This is a genomic window from Geomonas sp. RF6, assembly GCF_021044625.1.
Taxonomy (GTDB): Bacteria; Desulfobacterota; Desulfuromonadia; order Geobacterales; family Geobacteraceae; genus RF6.
Map to the genome: position 1 here is coordinate 2770001 of NZ_CP087999.1, position 19375 is coordinate 2789375.

The 19375-nt window shown below is 60.7% G+C and carries 14 protein-coding genes and 2 rRNA genes (1 of these 16 only partly in view); 11 read left to right on the top strand and 5 right to left on the bottom strand.

Annotation, left to right across the window (positions count from 1 at the left end; all coding sequences use genetic code 11):
- Positions 1–2473, top strand: a 23S ribosomal RNA gene (locus LPW11_RS11900) (it extends 487 nt beyond the left edge of the window).
- 126 nt (positions 2474–2599) lie between these two features.
- Positions 2600–2716: ribosomal RNA gene (gene rrf, locus LPW11_RS11905) — 5S ribosomal RNA — on the top strand.
- Positions 2717–2888: 172 nt separating this feature from the next.
- Here the strand turns inward: rrf and LPW11_RS11910 are convergent.
- The 3 genes from LPW11_RS11910 to LPW11_RS11920 form a co-directional block, all read right to left on the bottom strand.
- On the bottom strand, positions 2889–3785 hold the full coding sequence (locus tag LPW11_RS11910) for an NAD(P)/FAD-dependent oxidoreductase (RefSeq protein ID WP_230994106.1): 897 nt from the start codon (positions 3783–3785) through the stop codon (positions 2889–2891).
- Positions 3786–3803: 18 nt separating this feature from the next.
- Positions 3804–5339, bottom strand: a complete 1536-nt coding sequence (locus tag LPW11_RS11915; RefSeq protein WP_230994107.1) for a radical SAM/SPASM domain-containing protein — start codon at positions 5337–5339, stop codon at positions 3804–3806.
- Between the two features lie 83 nt (positions 5340–5422).
- Positions 5423–5803: a hypothetical protein gene (locus LPW11_RS11920; RefSeq protein WP_230994108.1), complete on the bottom strand. Its 381-nt coding sequence runs from the start codon at positions 5801–5803 to the stop codon at positions 5423–5425.
- Positions 5804–6160: 357 nt separating this feature from the next.
- On the opposite strand from LPW11_RS11920, the gene LPW11_RS11925 reads away from it, so the two are divergent.
- Positions 6161–7483: an NAD(P)/FAD-dependent oxidoreductase gene (locus tag LPW11_RS11925; protein ID WP_230994109.1), complete on the top strand. Its 1323-nt coding sequence runs from the start codon at positions 6161–6163 to the stop codon at positions 7481–7483.
- Here the strand turns inward: LPW11_RS11925 and LPW11_RS11930 are convergent.
- Positions 7422–7886 carry an FKBP-type peptidyl-prolyl cis-trans isomerase gene (locus LPW11_RS11930; protein ID WP_230994110.1) on the bottom strand — a complete coding sequence of 155 codons (465 nt, stop codon included), beginning with the start codon at positions 7884–7886 and terminating at the stop codon, positions 7422–7424. The two genes, LPW11_RS11925 and LPW11_RS11930, sit on opposite strands and share 62 nt — an antisense overlap.
- Before the next feature lie 258 nt (positions 7887–8144).
- Here LPW11_RS11930 and LPW11_RS11935 point away from each other — a divergent pair, with 258 nt between their 5' ends.
- The 4 genes from LPW11_RS11935 (at position 8145) to bioC (ending at position 12326) form a co-directional block, all read left to right on the top strand.
- Positions 8145–9263: a metallophosphoesterase gene (locus tag LPW11_RS11935; RefSeq protein ID WP_230994111.1), complete on the top strand. Its 1119-nt coding sequence runs from the start codon at positions 8145–8147 to the stop codon at positions 9261–9263.
- Positions 9264–9371: 108 nt separating this feature from the next.
- On the top strand, positions 9372–10562 hold the full coding sequence (gene bioF, locus LPW11_RS11940) for an 8-amino-7-oxononanoate synthase (RefSeq protein ID WP_230994112.1): 1191 nt from the start codon (positions 9372–9374) through the stop codon (positions 10560–10562).
- A gap of 2 nt (positions 10563–10564) precedes the next feature.
- Positions 10565–11374, top strand: coding sequence for an alpha/beta fold hydrolase (locus LPW11_RS11945; RefSeq protein ID WP_230994113.1), 810 nt, complete (start codon positions 10565–10567; stop codon positions 11372–11374).
- A gap of 166 nt (positions 11375–11540) precedes the next feature.
- Positions 11541–12326 carry a malonyl-ACP O-methyltransferase BioC gene (bioC, locus tag LPW11_RS11950; protein WP_230994114.1) on the top strand — a complete coding sequence of 262 codons (786 nt, stop codon included), beginning with the start codon at positions 11541–11543 and terminating at the stop codon, positions 12324–12326.
- Positions 12327–12506: 180 nt separating this feature from the next.
- On the opposite strand, the gene ettA is transcribed toward bioC, so the two are convergent.
- A complete protein-coding gene (gene ettA / locus LPW11_RS11955; protein ID WP_230994115.1) occupies positions 12507–14192 on the bottom strand; it encodes an energy-dependent translational throttle protein EttA in 1686 nt (561 codons plus the stop codon).
- Positions 14193–14434: 242 nt separating this feature from the next.
- Here ettA and LPW11_RS11960 point away from each other — a divergent pair, with 242 nt between their 5' ends.
- The 4 genes from LPW11_RS11960 (at position 14435) to LPW11_RS11975 (ending at position 19371) form a co-directional block, all read left to right on the top strand.
- Complete coding sequence (locus tag LPW11_RS11960) at positions 14435–15733, top strand: RCC1 domain-containing protein (protein WP_230994116.1); 1299 nt, start codon at positions 14435–14437, stop codon at positions 15731–15733.
- Positions 15734–15959: 226 nt separating this feature from the next.
- A complete protein-coding gene (gene lysS, locus LPW11_RS11965) occupies positions 15960–17438 on the top strand; it encodes a lysine--tRNA ligase (protein WP_230994117.1) in 1479 nt (492 codons plus the stop codon).
- Entirely contained in the window at positions 17439–18689 is a 1251-nt protein-coding gene (locus tag LPW11_RS11970) for a lipoprotein-releasing ABC transporter permease subunit (RefSeq protein ID WP_230994118.1), read from the top strand. It abuts the gene before it with no gap.
- The gene (locus tag LPW11_RS11975; protein WP_230994119.1) at positions 18682–19371 is read left to right on the top strand and encodes an ABC transporter ATP-binding protein; all 690 of its coding nucleotides are present in this window, start codon (positions 18682–18684) and stop codon (positions 19369–19371) included. Before LPW11_RS11970 ends, LPW11_RS11975 begins: the two co-directional genes overlap by 8 nt.
- Positions 19372–19375 lie beyond the last annotated feature (4 nt).

Sequence of the window (19375 nt, forward strand, 5' to 3'; positions counted from 1 at the left end):
CGATAGTGCACTAGTACCGTGAGGGAAAGGTGAAAAGTACTCCAATGAGGAGGGTGAAATAGAACCTGAAACCGTATGCCTACAAGCAGTGGGAGCACTATGGAGCAATCCAGTGTGACCGCGTGCCTTTTGCATAATGAGTCAGCGAGTTACTCTCAGCAGCGAGGTTAAGTTCATAGAACGGAGCCGCAGCGAAAGCGAGTCTGAACAGGGCGCCATAGTTGCTGGGAGTAGACCCGAAACCGGGTGATCTATCCATGTCCAGGGTGAAAGGAAGGTAACACTTCGTGGAGGCCCGAACCCACTGGCGTTGAAAAGCCAGGGGATGAGGTGTGGATAGGAGTGAAAGGCTAATCAAACTCGGAGATAGCTGGTTCTCCCCGAAATATATTTAGGTATAGCCTCACAGAGTAAGTAACGGGGGTAGAGCACTGGATGGGCTAGGGGTCTTACCGGATTACCAAACCTAACCAAACTCCGAATACCGTTAACTGTTACTGTGGGAGTCAGACCGCGGGTGATAAGATCCGCGGTCGAAAGGGAAACAGCCCAGACCGCCAGCTAAGGTCCCAAAATCTACGCTAAGTGGAAAACGATGTGGAAATGCCCAGACAACCAGGAGGTTGGCTTAGAAGCAGCCATCCTTTAAAGAAAGCGTAATAGCTCACTGGTCGAGTGGGTCTGCGCGGAAAATGTAACGGGGCTCAAGCGTAGTACCGAAGCTGCGGATTCGCTTCTTAAGGAGCGAGTGGTAGGGGAGCATTGTGTAAGCCTGTGAAGGTCGACCGCGAGGACGGCTGGAGGTATCACAAGAGATTATGCTGACATGAGTAGCGAAAAACAAGGTGAGAAACCTTGTCACCGAAAACCCAAGGTTTCCTACGTAAAGGTAATCTGCGTAGGGTTAGTCGGTCCCTAAGGCGAGGCCGAAAGGCGTAGTTGATGGGAAACAGGTTAATATTCCTGTACCACCTGTTGTTGCGATGGGGGGACGGAGAAGGGTAGGCGATCCAGGCGCTGGTTGTCCTGGTTTAAGGCTGTAGGCGGGAGAAGGAGGCAAATCCCTTTCTCTATTCAACGCTGAGAGCTGATGACGAGGGGGTATCCCCGTAAAGTCGTCGATCCCATGCTTCCAAGAAAAGCCTCTAAGCTTCAGACAGCAGGTGACCGTACCGTAAACCGACTCAGGTGGGTGAGGATAAATGTCCTAAGGTGCTTGAGAGAACACTGGTTAAGGAACTCGGCAAAATGATACCGTAACTTCGGGAGAAGGTATGCCCTTTTTGGTGAAAGCGATTCGCTCGCCTAGCTGAGGAGGGTCGCAGAGAAATGGCGGTAGCGACTGTTTACTAAAAACATAGGACTCTGCAAAGTCGCAAGACGACGTATAGGGTCTGACGCCTGCCCGGTGCCGGAAGGTTAAGGGGATTTGTTAGCCGCAAGGTGAAGCTTTGAACCGAAGCCCCGGTAAACGGCGGCCGTAACTATAACGGTCCTAAGGTAGCGAAATTCCTTGTCGGGTAAGTTCCGACCTGCACGAATGGCGTAACGATTTCCGCGCTGTCTCAACCAGTGGCTCAGCGAAATTGAATTCTCGGTGAAGATGCCGAGTACCCGCGGTAAGACGGAAAGACCCCGTGCACCTTTACTACAGTTTGACAGTGACATTCGAATTAGCTTGTGTAGGATAGGTGGGAGGCTGTGAATCCGGGACGCCAGTTTCGGTGGAGCCATCCTTGAAATACCACCCTGGTTGGTTTGGGTGTCTAACCCAGGTCCGTCATCCGGATCGGGGACACTGTCTGATGGGTAGTTTGACTGGGGCGGTCGCCTCCCAAAGAGTAACGGAGGCGCGCGAAGGTTCCCTCAGGCTGATTGGAAACCAGCCGTAGAGTGTAAAGGCATAAGGGAGCTTGACTGCGAGACCCACAAGTCGAGCAGGTACGAAAGTAGGTCTTAGTGATCCGGCGGTTCTGTATGGAAGGGCCGTCGCTCAACGGATAAAAGGTACGCCGGGGATAACAGGCTGATCTCCCCCAAGAGTTCACATCGACGGGGAGGTTTGGCACCTCGATGTCGGCTCATCGCATCCTGGGGCTGAAGTAGGTCCCAAGGGTTTGGCTGTTCGCCAATTAAAGCGGTACGCGAGCTGGGTTTAAAACGTCGTGAGACAGTTTGGTCCCTATCTACCGTGGGCGTAGGATACTTGAGAAGAGTTGACCTTAGTACGAGAGGACCGGGTTGAACGTACCTCTGGTGTGCCAGTTGTTCCGCCAGGAGCAGTCGCTGGGTAGCTATGTACGGAAAGGATAACCGCTGAAAGCATCTAAGCGGGAAGCCTCCTTCAAGATTAGGTATCCCCGGGAGCAATCCCCTGAAGGCCCGTTGTAGACCACAACGTTGATAGGCCGGGTGTGTAAGTACAGTAATGTACTCAGCTTACCGGTACTAATCGGCCGTGAGGCTTGACCATAAAAAATTATTGAAGGGGGGTGGACCTCCACCCCCCGATTATATGCTGCGACTGCCGACAGATCAGATGACTATGCGATTGGAGAAACGAAGTGCTGAAGGCCGAAAGGTCGAAAGCGAAAAGTTTCTCTGTGGCAATGCCGAGAGGGTCACACCCGTTCCCATCCCGAACACGGAAGTTAAGCCTCTCTGGGCCGATGGTACTGCACGGGAAGCTGTGTGGGAGAGTAGGTCGCCGCAGGGAATTTAATTGAAAAGCCCCACCCCGAAAGAGGTGGGGCTTTTCTGCGTCTGGTGCTTCATGGCTTGCGCTGGCGCGGATCGACGGACGTTGTGGACGTTGTAGGCCGGAATAAGCGACAGCGTTTCCGGCACTTGCTGCTGCACGGCGGGTCGGGCGCTGCCGGGGGATATCGCTATTTCTCCGTCGCTTCTTTTTGCAGAGCGGTGTTCAGCGCAAACGCTGCTTCTACCCCTTCCGAAGCGGCGACTATGGCGAGTTGTACCGAGCGGGCGGCATCGCCGGCCACGAAGAGGCGCGCCTTGGTCTGCTGGAACTTGCCGGCCTCCACTACGCCACCTCCCGTCACATGACATCCGAGCTTTTCCGCCAGCGGCGACGCCTGGTACTGCGCCGGGTTGAAGAAAAGCGCCTTTCGTGACAGAGGGGGGCGTTCCCGGTACATGAGCCTGATCTCCTTTCCTTCTTCTCCCCTCATTTCCATTATCTTCTCTGTTATCACTGCTATCCCGTGCTTTCCGAGGTGCGCTGTCTGCTCGGCGCTCAGAGGTTCTCCGCCGTCAGTGCACAAGATGACGTCTTTGCTCCATCCGATGAGCTCAAGCGCGTACTCATACCCCGTTTCCCCTGCCCCATATACCGCAAGTGGCTGGTCCCGCATCTCCCACCCGTCGCAATAGGGGCAATGAAAGACGTTGTGCCCGTAGAACCTTTCCAGCCCCGGCACTTCGGGGAGGACGTCAACTACGCCGGTGGCTATCAGGAGGAACTTGCCGCGGTCAAAGGCGCCGTTGCTGAGCTCCACTTCGTAGCCGTCTTCTATTTCCTGTGCGTCGACTATTTCCCCTTCCACGTACCGCACTGAAGGATAGTTCGCCAACTCCTTCCGCGCCAGATCCCTCAGTTCGATGGGGTTTATCCCGTCCCGGCTGATAAAGCCGTGCAGCGCCTTCGATACGAAGTTCCTCGGCTTCCCGGAGTCGTAGACCACGACGTCTCTGCGGCACCGTCCGAGGATCAGCGCGGCGCTCAGTCCTGCTATGCCACCACCAGCTATCAGCACATCGTGCATGCGCTCCTCCGGGTTTTCCTACTCCATCCGCAAGCCGTCGTCCGGGGCGTGCGGGCACTTCGGGGGAGGCGCGAAAGCTGAGCCATAATTGAAATAGCTGTCCCTGAAGCAGTACCCGGCCGCTGCCTGGCAGGTCTCGAACTCTCCGCAGTCGTGGCAGGCGGAGCCGCTGAACTTCTCTTGCGCCGGATAGGCAAATTCCAGGAGCTCCTCGCTGTTCCATACCTCCAGCACCGAGCGGTCGCGCACATCCCCGACTATAAATACTCCCTCCTGGGGAATTGTATCGCAAAGGACAACCTTTCCATCGGGAGTAATGGTCATGCTGCTGCGTCCTCCCGAGCAGTGCGACCTTATCAGCCATGCCTCCGCTTTCGACTTCAATACTTCGGGAGCGAACGATGCCTCGGCGCCGGGGAAGGCTGCGGCAGATGGCTCTTCGCCGTCTGCAGGCGCCTCTTCCAGTCCGGTCATTCTCAACTCAAGTCCCGGGAAATCCTGCCGCGCCCGCGCACACTGCTCGGCTATGCTGTGCCTGTCTTCCCTGGTGAGGAAAAGGCCGTCGTCATGCCTGTGCCACGTCCTGTTGTAGGCAGCAACCGACAGTTGCTGCACCCCCATATCGTAGAGAAGCTCGATCCAGTCGTACACCCGGGGCGCATTCAGCGGCGTGACCACAGATTTGACCCGGAGGTTGAGTCCTCTGCCTGAGAGGTTTCGGACGCTGTCCATTGCCCTTTCGAAGAAGCCGGGACTCCCTGCCATAGTGTCTGCGGTCTGTGCGTCGGGACCGTCCATACTGAGCTGGATCTCCCGGACATACTGGTTCACCGGCTCAGCCATGCCGATATCCACCAAAGCGCCCGCCATTGCACGGGTTACGTGGCACTTGGTGGAAAGAAGAAAGAGCATCCTGTGCCTTATGAGCTCTTCGAGGAGGATCAGGGCATCTTTACGAAAGAGGGGGTCCCCCCCCGAAAGGGTCACCATATCCATGCCGAGATCGCGTGCCTCCTGAAATATCTCGAGCCACCGCTCGGTGGAAAGGTGCTCCGACTGCGGCACCCTGCGCCGATGGGCATAACAGTACAGACAGCTGGTCTCGCAGTCGTTGGAAAACATCAGGTTGAGCGACAATGGCGCGGGGGGCCTTTTCTGGGAAGCTCCGTCGACCGGCGCCTCAAGGAAGGCGAACGGGTCGTACTTCTTTACATATGGGGCGAGTTCGTCGCTCATTTCCACCACTGCGTCATTTTCCTTGTTGGCAGAGGAGATTACCTCAGTAAGGAACTGCTGCGACTTCTCGAGGGACTCCATCGCGTGGGCGTATTGAACGACCATCGAGAGGTGGCGGAAATTGAGCTTGCCGTCCATGAGTGAGAGGGTCGCAGCCATGAGCGGCGATAGGATGGAATAGGCGATCTGCTCCGGCTCGTACTTTTGCAGCAGCGACCACTCGCCGGAGCGCTTCAGGCGCCAGTACGGTGATATGACAGGTACCGTGGCATCGGTGATCTCATGATCCCTGCCGAGTACAGTGCAATCCAGTCGCATAATCTTTCTTCCCTCCTGCAGGAAAGGTAAAGAAGGGGGAGCGGTGAAAGTAGACCGCGGTCGCCCGAAAGGCTAAGGGGCATCTAGAAGACGTCGTTTGAGCAGGCGACGCAGGCGGTGCAGTTCGTCACGCATTGGAGGCAGCTCGTGATGCACGTGGTGCAGAACGGGCAGCCGCTGACGCCGTCGATGCTGAGGCCGGGGTATCTCACCGACAGCCCTGCGATCTTGGAGCGGTACTTTTCCACGAAATCGCGCTCGATCTCCGCGCCCTCCAGTTCGAGCTGGTAAAGGATCATGCGGTGCTTTTTCTCGATCGCCGCCTTCTCCTCCGGGGTGACTTCCTTCCCCTGCAGCTCTATGAACTCCTTCTCGGCCTTGACCTTTGCTACCCTCAGATTCGCTGCTCGTACCTGGATCTCCACAATGGCAGATAACTCGCGATCCCTGAATTCGTCAGACATGGCGCTTCCTCCTGTGGGTTTTTGATTATCTTCGGTCGGGGCATCGCTACTGGCGGAAAAGGCGGGGCTTCGGGTTCAGGGTGAAGTCTACTATATCGTTAGATGTAATCAATGGTATAGGCGACGAGGGGGGCATAGTAATGTAGGCCGGAATAAGCGGAGCGTTTCCGGCAGCTCTTGTGCAGCTTGTCCCGGGGCGATGCCGGGAACGCCTCCGGCTTATCCCGGCCTACATTACAACATTACACCATCGGGTCCTCTCCAATTCCGGGAGGTGTTCCTGCCGCCGGGCGCTCGGCGCATAGCTGGAGAAAAAGGTACACTTGAAAGTGGACGATGAATCCGGAGGACACGTGTATGAACCAGCAAGAGAAGCACGTGGCGATCGTGGGAGGGGGATTTGCGGGGCTGAATGCCGCGAAGGTCCTCGGTAATGTGCCAGGCATCTCGGTTACCATCATCGACGCCAGGAACTACCATCTTTTCCAGCCTCTTCTGTACCAGGTCGCCACAGCGGGACTCAATCCCTCGGACATAGCAGCGCCGATTCGAAACGTGCTGGTTCGTTACAAGAACATCCGCGTCCTGATGGCGGAGGTGACGTCCATCGATCCTTCCCGGCGCCAGGTTTTCCTGTCCGGCCAGTTGCCGGTCTCTTTCGATTACCTCATCCTCGCGTCGGGGGCAACGAGCAGTTACTTCGGCCACGACGACTGGGAGCTCCATGCCCCGGGATTGAAAACCGTGGAGCAGGCCACGGAGATCCGGCGCCGCATCCTGACGGCGTTTGAAGAGGCGGAAATGACCTCGGACCGCGCCACCCAGGACAAGCTCCTCACCTTTGTCGTTATCGGAGGCGGGCCGACCGGGGTCGAGCTTGCCGGCGCAATCTCCGAGATGTGCCACTTTACCCTGGTCAGGGACTTCAGAAAGATCGACTCCCGGCGCAGCAGGGTGATCCTCATCGAGGCCGGGCCTCGCATACTCGCGGCATTTCCCCAGGAGCTTTCCGACTTCGCCACGGAGATACTGAAGAAGTTCCACGTGCAGGTGCGCACGGGCGTGAGGGTGGAATCGGTTGACCATCATGGGGTCACTGCTGGGGACGAGTTCATTCCGTCCGCTACTATCCTGTGGGCGGCGGGTGTGAAGTCGTCTGATCTGGCACAGGGAATGGGGGTGCCTCTCGACCGTCAGGGGCGGGTCATCGTGCAGCCCGATCTGAGCATCAAGGAGTTCCCCTATCTCTTCGTGGCTGGAGATCTCGCCCACTTTGACGGTGCCGACGGCAATCCGCTGCCGGGGCTTGCGCCGGTCGCGCTGCAACAGGGTCGAAAGGCCGCGAGAAATATCGTGCGCGATGTGAAGGGGAAGGAGCGCACCCCCTTTCGCTACATCGACAAGGGGATGCTCGCCACCATCGGCAGAAACGAGGCGGTGGGGCAGTTCCGGCGCATAAAGTTCAGGGGGGGGATTGCCTGGCTCGTCTGGCTCTTCGTGCACATCTACTACCTCACCGGATTCGCCAACCGCTTCGCCGTCGTGCTGCAGTGGGCGTGGTCCTATACGACCTTCAAGCGAGGGGCGAGGCTGATCCTTGGCAGGGACTGGCGCATGTTCAGGAAGAGAGAGGGGGAGCGTGCTGCTCCGCCAGCTCCCGGCTCACCGCCACAACCTTGAGGGCGAACGTGAGGTCCTGTCCCGCCAGCGGATGATTCCCGTCCAGAGTGATGCCGTCAGCGTCGACGGCAGCGACCACCATTACACGCTCACCCTTGCCGCCGAACTCCACAGCAACTTTGTCTCCCGGGGCGATGACCTTTCCGTGCGGGAAGGTCGAGCGGTGCACCTTGATGATATTTTTCTGCAGTCGGGGGCCGAAGGCGTCGGCACAGGGGATGAGGATGTTTCTGACCTCGCCGACTTCCATGCCGGCGATCTCCTCCTCTAGCCTCGGGAAAAGCTCCCCCTCACCGGCAGTAAAGACCAACGGTTCCTCCTCCGTAGTGCTGGCAAAGATGCGGCCGTTATCGAGGGTGCCGATGTAGTGAACCGTTATTCTGCTTCCTGCTGGTGCATCCATTTTCTCCGCTCCTTCCTGAGTTGTGCTGAAAAAGAGTGCAGCGTTGTGACGGGTGGCGGTAATGCTCATCCGTATCCTGCCGTTTCACGGTTCTCTGGACCTTCCGCGACGAGGATTCCGCAGTACTTGCACAAACCAAACCGGTGAACGTTGACGAGCCTTCGCAGCGGATGATAAGCTCATGAAGATGTGTCGCGGCGGGTGACACGTCCAAATTCGACCCCCCGGCATCTTCCCCGTTCCCACGGAAAGGCCACCATGTCCCTCTTCCTCGCAGCCTACCTGACCATTTACGGCGGCATCCATCTCTACCTCTGGTTCAGGACCGTGCGCGCCTTCGATCTGCACCCTCCGTGGTCCCCGCTTCTCGGGGTGCTCTGCGCTTTCATGGTCGCCGCACCGATCATTGTGCGGCTGCTGCAGCGTCACGATGCTGAGGGCGCTGCGCGTGCCGTCGCTTATGTCGGCTATACCTGGATGGGGTGCATTTTCCTTTTCTTCAGCGCCTCCGTCGCCATCGACCTTCTGCGCGGCGTCCTCTGGACGGGCGCCAAGTTGCTCGGCCGCGAAATCTTCCAGATCCCCTCAGCAGCGGCACTGTCAGTATCCCTGGTGCTCGCGGTCGCGGCCGCCACATACGGATTCTTCGATGCCCGAAAGCTGCGCGTGGAGCACGTCACGGTGAAGACGCAAAAGCTGCCGAAGCGGGTGCGGGTCGTCCAGCTTTCCGACGTGCACCTGGGGCTAGTGGTGGGGCGGGAACGCCTCCTCCAGATCCTGCAGGAAGTAATCGCCGCGCAGCCGGACCTCCTCGTTTGCACCGGGGACCTCATCGACGGGCAGGTCGACGGTCTGCAGGGGCTGGACGAAGTCCTGCAGCAGGTAAAACCGCCGCTCGGCAAGTTTGCGGTCACCGGCAATCACGAGGCGATCGCCGGGATCGCCCCCTCAGTCGGGTTCATCAGGCGCAGCGGATTTACCCTCTTGCGTGGTGACGCGGCGCATATGGCAGGCGCCCTCACCGTTACCGGTGTGGACGACCCCTTCATCCACAGCTCGTCGCCGATCTCGGAGCCGGCGCTACTGAAGGCGCTCCCGCGGGAAAAGTTCATCCTGCTCCTCAAACACCGCCCCGCCGTCCACCCCGACTCGAGAGGGCTCTTTGACCTGCAACTCTCCGGGCATGTCCACAAGGGGCAGATCTTTCCCTTCAACCTCCTCACTCACCTCTTTTACCCCGCCCCGATGGGTCTCTCCAGCGCAGGCCCCGGCTCGCACCTCTATGTGAGCAGGGGAACCGGGACATGGGGGCCCCCCATGCGGGTCCTCGCTCCCCCCGAAATCACCATCGTCGATATCGTCCCGCAAGAGGGGTAGTTGTCAACCCTACCCGTACCTCCTTGGTTGACGAGGCTCGCCCCGGTGTGCTACAAACTGGCAGTTCACCGTTTGGCCCGGTGTGGAGACATTTTGCTTGGAGGAGATGTGCGTTCATTTGCAGAGGAGCTTGATGAGCTGCGTGCCGAGGGGCTGTACCGCACCCTGCGGACGGTCGGAGGCGGGCAGCGGAGCTGGGTGGAGGTTGAAGGGAAACGCGCGCTCCTTTTGTGCTCCAACAACTACCTGGGACTGGCCGATCACCCCGCACTGAAAGAGGCTGCTTCGGAGGCTGCTGCCCTCGGCACCGGGAGCGGAGCTTCCCGGCTGGTGTCGGGGACGATGGAGCTCCATGAAAAGCTGGAGGCGCGGCTGGCGGCTTTCAAGGGGACAGAGCGGGCGCTTCTCTTCAACAGCGGGTACGCCGCCAATACCGGCATCATCTCGGCGGTAGTCGGCCGCGGCGACGTCATCCTTTCCGACCGGCTGAACCACGCGAGCATAGTCGACGGCGCCCTTCTCTCCCGGGCGAATTTTTTCAGGTACCCGCACCGGGACATGGAGGCGCTCGGGAGGCTCCTGAGGGAGAAGCGCGGCAACGGTCGCTGCCTTATCGTGACCGACGGCGTCTTCAGCATGGACGGCGACATCGCGCCGCTGAAAGAGATCGTGAACCTCGCGGAGGAGCACGGTGCGCTGGTGATGGTGGACGATGCCCATGGCTGCGGGGTGATCGGCGAGAGCGGGCGAGGTTCCGCGGAGATCTGCGGCGTTCTGGAGAGGGTACATCTCCAGATGGGGACTCTGGGGAAAGGTTTCGGGAGCTACGGCGCGTACGTGGCTGCGTCGGCAGAGATGTGCGAATACCTCGTCAACCGGGCGCGCTCCTTCATTTTCTCGACCTCGCTTCCTCCCGCGGTGCTGGCCGCCTCGCTGGCAGCGGTCGAGCTCGTCGACTCGCCGGAAGGGGCGCGCTTGAGGGAAAGGCTGGCGGCAAACGTCTCTCTTTTCAAGGCCCGCCTGGCCGAGGCGGGGCTCGACACCATGGGGAGCGAGACGCAGATCGTGCCGGTATTTGTGGGAGGTGCGGAGGAGACGATGCAGATCAGCCGGGAGCTTTTGGAGGAAGGTCTCTTTGTGCAGGGAATCCGCCCACCGACGGTGCCTGCCGGCAGCTGCAGGCTGCGCTGTACCGTCATGGCGACACATGCCGAGGCGGAGCTCATTGATGCCGCGGAGAAGATTGCACGCGTCTGCGGCAGGCGGATGGAGCGGCGCAAATCTGGGGAAATGGGGTAACGATGCCTTTTGTTGATCTGGATGGGGTGAGGTTGCATTTCGAGGAGACGGGGAGCGGCAGGCCGATCGTCTTCCTCCACGGCTGGGGTATGTCCGGGCGCGTCTGGCATTTCCAGCGCGACTTCGCCGAGAAGAACCGGCTTATCTTCCCCGACTTTCGGGGACACGGGCAGTCTGCGACGGCAGATGAGTACACCTTGGAGGCGTACTCCGCGGATCTTGAGAAGTTACTCCAGCGTCTGGACGTGCATGACGCGATCGTCGTGGGGTGGTCGATGGGGACGCAGGTGGCGCTGCAGAGCTACTCGAGGGTCCGCTCCCGCGTCGCGGCACTCGTCCTGGTGGGGGTGACACCGCGCTTTACCATCGCACCTGACTACGAGCACGGGAAGCCGCAGGCAGAGGTGAAGGGGCTGGGGCTGCGGCTGCGCAGGGATTACCAGCGGGCGATGGGGGACTTTTTCAAGGGGATGTTCGTGCCTGATGAGATGCCTCCCGAGCAGTATCAACGCATCGTGCACCAGATCATCATGGGAGGGCATTCCCCCGACCGCGAGGCGGTACTGAAGTCGCTGCAGATCCTCGACACGGCGGATCTGCGGGAACTGCTGCCGGAGATTGGATGTCCGGTCCTCCTGGTCCATGGCGACAGCGACACTATCTGCCCCGCTTCGGCGGCGCAATATGCGGCACACCGACTTCCGCATGGCGACCTTCGCCTCATGCACGGCTGCGGCCACGCGCCGTTCATGACGAGACCGGAGGAGTTCAACGAGATTCTCGCGGAGTTTCTGGAGGGGCTGGGGCGGTGAGTGCCTGTATTTGCGAGTGCAGCCTCAGGCTAGAACCATCCCCTCCCCCCTTGCGGGGGAGGGCCAGGGTGGGGGGATGGTGCCGCCAATGAGCTGATGGCAGCTTCACCCACCCCCTGTCCCCCTCCCGTCAAGGGAGGGGGGACGTGATTTGAGGAGAGACCATTTGGATAGGGAGAAGGTGCGGAATGCTTTTCACAGGCAGGCGCACCAATACGATAGACATGCAGTAGTGCAGCGCGCGGTTGTGGATCAGCTGTTGGAGCGTCTGGAGAGGACAGGGGTGCGCCCCCGGCGGCTTCTCGATGTGGGGGCAGGGACCGGACGGCTCCTCGCGGCGCTTCATCTTGCGTACCCTGAGGCCGCCGCAAGCGGAGTCGACCTCGCGCCGGGGATGTGCGAGAGCGCAGCGGCGTCGCTGCGCGGCACCGGAATAGAGGTGCTAAATGCGGATGCCGAGCATCTGCCTTTTCCGGCAGACTCCTTTGATCTGGTTCTTTCCACCTCCACCTTCCAGTGGCTCACGACACTGGATAACGCTTTCGCTGAGGCGTACCGCGTCCTGCAGCCCGGCGGGCTCTTCTGCTTTGCGCTCTTCGGCGAGGACACCCTTTTCGAGCTGCGCGAGTCCTACGACCGGGCGGACGGCGGCAGCAAGAGGAGCCTCGCTTTCTTCTCATGCCTTGAGGTGCTCGCGGCCCTCGACAGGACCGGATTTGAGGAGTGCCAGGTGGAGTCCGAGCTGGAGAGGGAGTATCACGCTGATGTGCCGGAGCTTCTGCGCTCGCTGAAGGAGATCGGGGCGAAGACGGTCGCGCCTGTCGTGCGCAAGGGGCTATCGGAGCGGCGAGTGATGCTGGAGATGATGGAGATATACCGCAGGGAGCATGGTGGGCCGAAGGGGATTCCGGCGACGTATGAGGTGCTCTATGGGCTGGGGTGGAAGAGGTAGGTAGCCTGCGTGGGTGGCATGTTCAGCAAAAGGCAAAATCCCCCCTGTCCCCCCTTCGCAAAGGGGGGGACGTGAGGTCGCGTGCGGTGGTTCCTGGAAGATCGCTGCGTTGCAGAAATTTCCTGAGAACCTGAAAGACATCAAAAAAGGCGCCCCCTGTGCGGAGGCGCCTTTTTCTTTTTAGGCCCTGGTGAGCTGGCGGTACCTGATGCGGTGCGGCTGGTCCGCTGCGGTGCCGAGACGGGCGTGGCGGTCCTCTTCGTACTCGGAGTAGTTCCCCTCGAACCAGAACACCTTGCTGTCACCCTCGAAGGCGAGGATGTGCGTGGCGATGCGGTCCAGGAACCAGCGGTCGTGGGAGATCACTACGGCGCAGCCGGCGAAGTTCTCCAGCGCTTCTTCCAGTGCGCGCATGGTGTTGACGTCGAGATCGTTGGTCGGCTCATCCAGCAGGATGACGTTCCCGCCGTCCTTCAGCATCTTCGCGAGGTGCACGCGGTTCCTCTCGCCGCCGGAAAGCATGCCGACCTTCTTTTGCTGGTCGCTCCCGGAGAAGTTGAACCTCGCCACGTAGGCACGGGAGTTCACCAGCTGCTTCCCGAGCTGCAGCTGCTCCTGCCCGCCGGTAATCACCTCCCAGATCGTCTGCTCCGGGTCGAGTGCGTCCCTGCTCTGGTCCACATAGGCGAGTTTCACGGTGTCGCCGATCTTGAAGCTGCCGGCATCGGGCTTCTCCTCGCCGGTAATCATGCGGAAAAGGGTCGTCTTCCCTGCGCCGTTCGGACCGATGACCCCGACGATGCCACCCGGCGGCAGGCGGAATTCCATCCCCTCTATGAGGAGCTTGTCGCCGTACGCCTTGTTGACGCCGCTGGCTTCCACAACGACCCCGCCGAGACGCGGCCCGGGTGGGATGTAGATCTCCAGGTCGCGCGCCCTTCTTTCGCTTTCGGTGTTGAGCATATCCTCGTAGGAGGTGATGCGCGCCTTCCCCTTCGCGTGGCGCCCCTTCGGAGACATGTTGATCCACTCCAGTTCGCGCTTCAGGGTCTTTTGCCGCTCGCTCTCGGTCTTCTCCTCCTGCGCCAGGCGCTTCTCCTTCTGCTCCAGCCAGGAGGAGTAGTTCCCCTGCCACGGGATCCCCTGGCCGCGGTCGAGCTCCAGGATCCAGCCGGCAACGTTGTCGAGGAAGTAGCGGTCGTGGGTCACGGCGATGACGGTCCCGGCGTAGCGCTGCAGGTGCTGCTCCAGCCAGGCGACGGACTCTGCGTCAAGGTGGTTTGTCGGCTCGTCCAGAAGGAGGATGTCCGGCTTCTGCAAAAGGAGTCGGCAAAGCGCCACGCGCCTCTTTTCACCACCGGAGAGGTTGGCGACGTTCGTTTCGGGCGGGGGGCAGCGCAGCGCGTCCATCGCCAGCTCGAGGCGGCTGTCCAGATCCCAGGCGTCGAGGTGGTCCAGTTTCTCCTGCACCGCGGCTTGGCGGTCGCACAGCTTTTCCATCTCGGCGTCGGACATTTCCTCGCCAAAGCGCATGTTGATCTCGTTGAACTCGTTCACGAGGTCGACAACTTCCTGCACACCCTCCTCGACGCACTGGCGCACCGTCTTCGAGGGGTCAAGCTGCGGCTCCTGCTCGAGAAAGCCGACGGTGTGGCCGGGGGAGAGGACGGTCTTGCCGTTGTACTCCTTGTCCACTCCGGCGAGGATGCGCAGGAGCGAACTCTTCCCGGAGCCGTTCAGACCGAGCACGCCGATCTTCGCGCCGTAGAAGTAGGAGAGGTAGATGTCTTTGAGGACAGGCTTCTTGTCGTAAAACTTGCTCACTCCGATCATGGAGTAGATAACCTTGTTCGGTTCAATCGCCATTTCTTGTCGCTGCCTCCGCAATAGGTGTAGTAATTTCTCATTTTTACATGCAAGGAGAGCGCTGTGTCAACTGCGGAGTCGTCCTTGACTTTCTTACGCATGTATAGTTAAATCCGCTGTCTTAAATTTATTGAAGCGAGGGACTTTCTCTTATGAATCTGTTGCAATCCTCCAGGCTATGGCTTTGCGCGCTTTCCGTTGCTTTTCTTGCAGGATGCGGCGGATCTTCCAGCAACGACACTGTGCCTCAGACGGTCAGCACCTTCTATGCCCACACCGCAGTGTTCAAGAACAACACGACGGTGCTTTCGGGGTACAACGCCTTCGGCCAGCTCGGCACCGGTGACCTCAAGAACCAGTCATCCTTCAACAAGGTGTCGGGCCTTTCCCTGAATCGGGTCGACGGCTTCGCGGCGGGCGGCGCCCACACCCTCGCCTTCCAGCGTTACAGCACGGTCCAGGCATGGGGCTCGAACCAGTACGGCCAGCTCGGAGGGGATGTCACAACCGGAAGCAGCGCCTCCTCGAAGACTCCGGTGAACGTCCTGAAAGAGAACGACGGCTCGATCCTCACCGGCGTAACCGGCGTCGCTGCCGGCGGGTACCATTCCCTGGCGATCTCCGGCGGCAATGTCTGGGCCTGGGGGGATAACGGCGCCGGGCAGCTCGGCAACGGTGACAACGGCTTCAGCCAGAAGACCCGCGCCGTCCAGGTAATTGATGAGAGCACCAATGCGCCCCTTTCCGACATCGTACTCGTCGCGGCAGGGGGAACGTGTTCGTACGCCATGAACAGCAACGGCCAGGTTTGGGGGTGGGGGAACAACGTCGACGGCCAGCTCCTGATAAACAAGCCGGACGAGGCACCGATTAACTACGCCAACAAGGCGCACCTTCTCTCCCTTCCCTTCCCCGTGAAGGCGATCTCCGCCCGCGGCAGCTACGCGGTGGTAATCAAGAAGGATGACGACACCGTCTGGGCCTGGGGGTATGACGGCTGGGGGCAGATAGGGATCGACCCGACGGACGCGGCGACGCTGGGTAAGGACTCCAAGGGTAACACGAAGGAGTACGTCCTCACTCCGCACCAGATCACCATCCTCGGATCGAACGGGAGCCGTACGGACCTCAAGGCCGCGGCGCTTCCCGCAGATGTGGCCAACCAGCGCGTCCTCGCGGCGGGCTCCGATCACGTGCTCGTGCTGACCCCGCAGGGGACGGTGTACGCCTGGGGGCTCAACTATTACGGCCAGCTCGGCAACAACGACAGGAACGCCACCTCCCACGAGGACGGGCTGAACATCCTTTACTACAGCAGCAACCCGCTCCAGGTGAGGGCGACAGGGGGGACCGCGGGGCAGCCGACCTCTTCCGTGTTCCTTACCGGCGTCACTGAGGTCTACGCCTACGGCCACTCCTCCTTCGCAGTTGCCAACGGGAAGCTGGTAGCCTGGGGCTCCAACCTCTACGGGCAGCTCGGCTTCTCCGATCCGTCAAAGAGCGGGATGCAGGAAAACCCGGCCCCGGTCCCGGGGTTCTGACCGGCCCTCTGGGTGAATAAGGAAGCTTTGACTGCCGGCGCAAAGGGCGCCGCAGCCGGGGTCGAAAACAAAGAGACGCCGACCCGTATCCCCTGTCTGGATGCGGGTTTGGCGGCGGTTTACAGGGGGGCGCGAGCCCCCCTTTTTCCTTGACTTGGCGCAAGCAGTTGGGCTAATTTGACGGATTGTTGAAAAGCCCGGCAGGGACAGAAAGGATGAGCACAGGATGGAAGAGTTAAGCGAGCTATTGCTGCAGAGAAGACGCAAGGTGGATGCACTGTGGGAGGCGGGGATCAACCCGTACCCCAACGATTTCCGCCCCCAGCACACCTCCGCCGACGTGCGCGCCGCCTACGGCGACGTGGAGACGATCGAGGAGAACCCGCAGAGCTTTGTGGTGGCAGGGCGCATCCTGGCGCGTCGTTCTTTCGGCAAGGCCGCCTTCGTCCAGTTGCAGGACCGCAAGGGGCGCCTGCAGCTGTACATGAAAAAGGACGTGCTGGGGGAGGAGCTCTTCGCAGCCTTTGAGGACTACGACATCGGCGACATCATCGGCGCCGTCGGGCACCCCTTCCGCACGAAGACCGGCGAGCTCTCCCTGAACGTGACCGAGGTGCGCCTCCTCACGAAGTCGCTCCTGCCGCTTCCGGAGAAGTTCCACGGGCTTACCGACGTGGAGACCCGCTACCGCCAGCGCTACGTCGACCTGATCGTGAGCCCCGAGGTGCGCGAGACCTTTTTCAAGCGCTCCCGCATCGTCTCCCTCATCCGCGAGTTCATGACCTCGAAGGACTTCCTCGAGGTGGAGACCCCGATGATGCAGCCGATCCCCGGCGGCGCCACGGCAAAGCCGTTCATCACCCACCACAACGCGCTGGACATGGACCTCTTCCTGCGCATAGCACCGGAGCTCTATCTGAAGCGCCTGGTGGTAGGCGGGCTGGACCGCGTCTTCGAGATCAACAGGAACTTCAGAAACGAAGGGATCTCGGTGCGCCACAACCCCGAGTTCACCATGATGGAGTTCTACCAGGCGTACGCGACATTCGAGGACCTGATGGACTTCACCGAGGAGCTGCTGTGCCACGTGGCCCAGGAGGTACTGGGGACGCTCGACTTCACCTATCAGGGTGAGGCGATCTCCTTCCAGCGCCCCTGGCAGCGTCTCACCGTGAAGGAGGCGATCCTCAAGTACGGCGAGATCGACGCGAAGAGCCTCGACGACCGCGACCTGGCGCTGGCATACGCGCACCGGCTCGGCCTCGAGCTCTCCGACGACGTCGGCTACGGCCGCCTCATCACCGAGATTTTCGAGGAAGTCGCCGAGACGAAGCTGATCCAGCCGACCTTCATCACCGAGTACCCCACCGAGGTCTCCCCCCTCTCGCGCAAGAACGACCACGATCCCGACTATGTCGACCGCTTCGAGTTCTTCTGCGCCGGTCGCGAGATGGCGAACGCGTTCTCCGAGCTCAACGACCCCCGCGACCAGAAGGAGCGCTTCCTCGCCCAGGTCGCCGCGAAGGCAAAGGGTGACGAGGAGGCGCACTACATGGACGAGGACTACATCCGCGCCCTGGAGTACGGGCTCCCCCCGACCGCAGGCGAAGGTATCGGCATCGACCGGCTGGTCATGCTCCTGACCGACTCCCCCTCGATCCGCGACGTCATCCTCTTCCCCCAGCTGAGAAAAGAGGCGAAGTAGATGCCCTTCGAGCTCCTCATAGGACTGCGCTACCTGAAGGCAAAGCGCAAGTCGACCTTTATCTCGCTGATCACCCTCATATCGGTGGCCGGCGTAGCATTGGGGGTTATGGCGCTCATCATCGTCCTCGCGGTGATGACCGGCTTTGAGGAGGACCTGAAGGAAAAGATCCTGGGGACGAACGCACACATCGTCGTCCTGAACGCCGCGGGGCCGATGCGCGACTACCGCACGGTCATGGAGAAGGTGCAAAAGATCGACGGCGTCGTCGCCGTCACCCCCTTCATCTACAACCAGGTCATGATCTCTTCCGGGAAGAACGTCTCCGGCGTCGTCCTGCGCGGGATCGACGTGAAGAGCGACGAGCAGGTCACGAACCTGCACAAGTCGATGCGGGAAGGGAGTCTCTCCGCGCTGGAGAAGGCGACCCCGGAGCAACCGGGGCTCGTTATCGGGAAGGAGCTCGCGAAGAACCTCGGGCTCTACCTCGGGGACAAGGTGGACGTCATTTCCCCGCTGGGGAATATCACCCCGCTCGGCATGATGCCGAAGCTGCGCCGCTTCCAGATCGTCGGGGTCTTCAACACCGGGATGTTCGAGTACGATTCCACGCTCGCCTACGTCTCCCTGAAGGAGGCACAGGAGTTCCTGGGGATAGACGACGAGGTCACCGGGATCCAGCTGAAGGTGCGGAACATCTATCACACGGGGGAACTTGCTGAGAAGGTGAACGAGACGCTCGGGCTGCCGTACCACGCCCGCGACTGGATGCAGATGAACAAGAACATCCTCTTCGCCCTGAAGACGGAGAAGAGCGTCATGTTCATCATCCTCACCCTCATCGTGCTGGTCGCCGCCTTCGGGATCGCCTCCACCCTCTTCATGGTGGTCATGGAGAAGACGCGGGATATCGCCATCCTGAAGTCGATGGGGGCCACCAACCGCTCCATCATGCGCATCTTCGTCTTCGAGGGGGTCATCATCGGGGTGGTAGGGACCGTCATCGGCGTGCTCGGCGGGCTCGTGGTGGCCCTCAACCTGGAGCCGATCGTCGACTTCGTGAAACTGGTGACCGGGTTCGAGCTCTTCAGCAAGGACATCTACTACCTGGACCGCTTCCCCTCCCTCGTGGTCCCCTCCGACGTGCTTTTGATCAGCGTGACGGCGGTCCTTATCTCCTTTGCCGCGACGCTGTACCCTGCCTGGGCCGCCTCGCGCATGCTCCCCGCGGAGGCGCTGCGCTATGAGTAGGCTTCTGGAGGTAAAGGGGCTTTTCAAGAGCTACGGCAACGGGGTCGCCAAGGTGGAGGTCCTGAAGGGGATCGACCTGACTGTGGATGCAGGGGAGACCATCGCCCTCGTCGGCCCCTCCGGCGCAGGGAAGAGCACCCTTCTCCACGTCATGGGGACGATCGACAGGCCGACCACCGGCGAGGTCCTCTTCGACGGCGAAGACATCTTCGCGCTCGGGGACCAGCCCCTTGCCACCTTCCGCAACAAGTCGATCGGCTTTGTTTTCCAGTTTCACCATCTCCTGCCGGAGTTCTCGGCGCTGGAGAACGTGATGATGCCCCTTTTGATCGCGGGGCAAAAGAGGGGGGCGATCGAGGGGCAGGCGAGGGAGATTCTCGCCGACGTCGGTCTCGCCCACCGCGTCACGCACCGCCCGGGGGAGCTCTCCGGCGGGGAGCAGCAGCGCGTGGCGATCGCGCGCGCCCTGGTGCACGGGCCGCGGATTCTTCTCGCGGACGAGCCGACTGGAAACCTGGACATGAGGACGAGCGAGGAGATCCACGACCTTCTGGACGGTATCCAGAAGCGCACCGGCGTCGCGCTGGTGATCGTGACGCACAACGACAAGCTCGCCGCCGGGATGGGACGGATCGTCCAGATCGTCGACGGCAAGATCGAGCCGAAGATCTACACGCAGTAGAAGG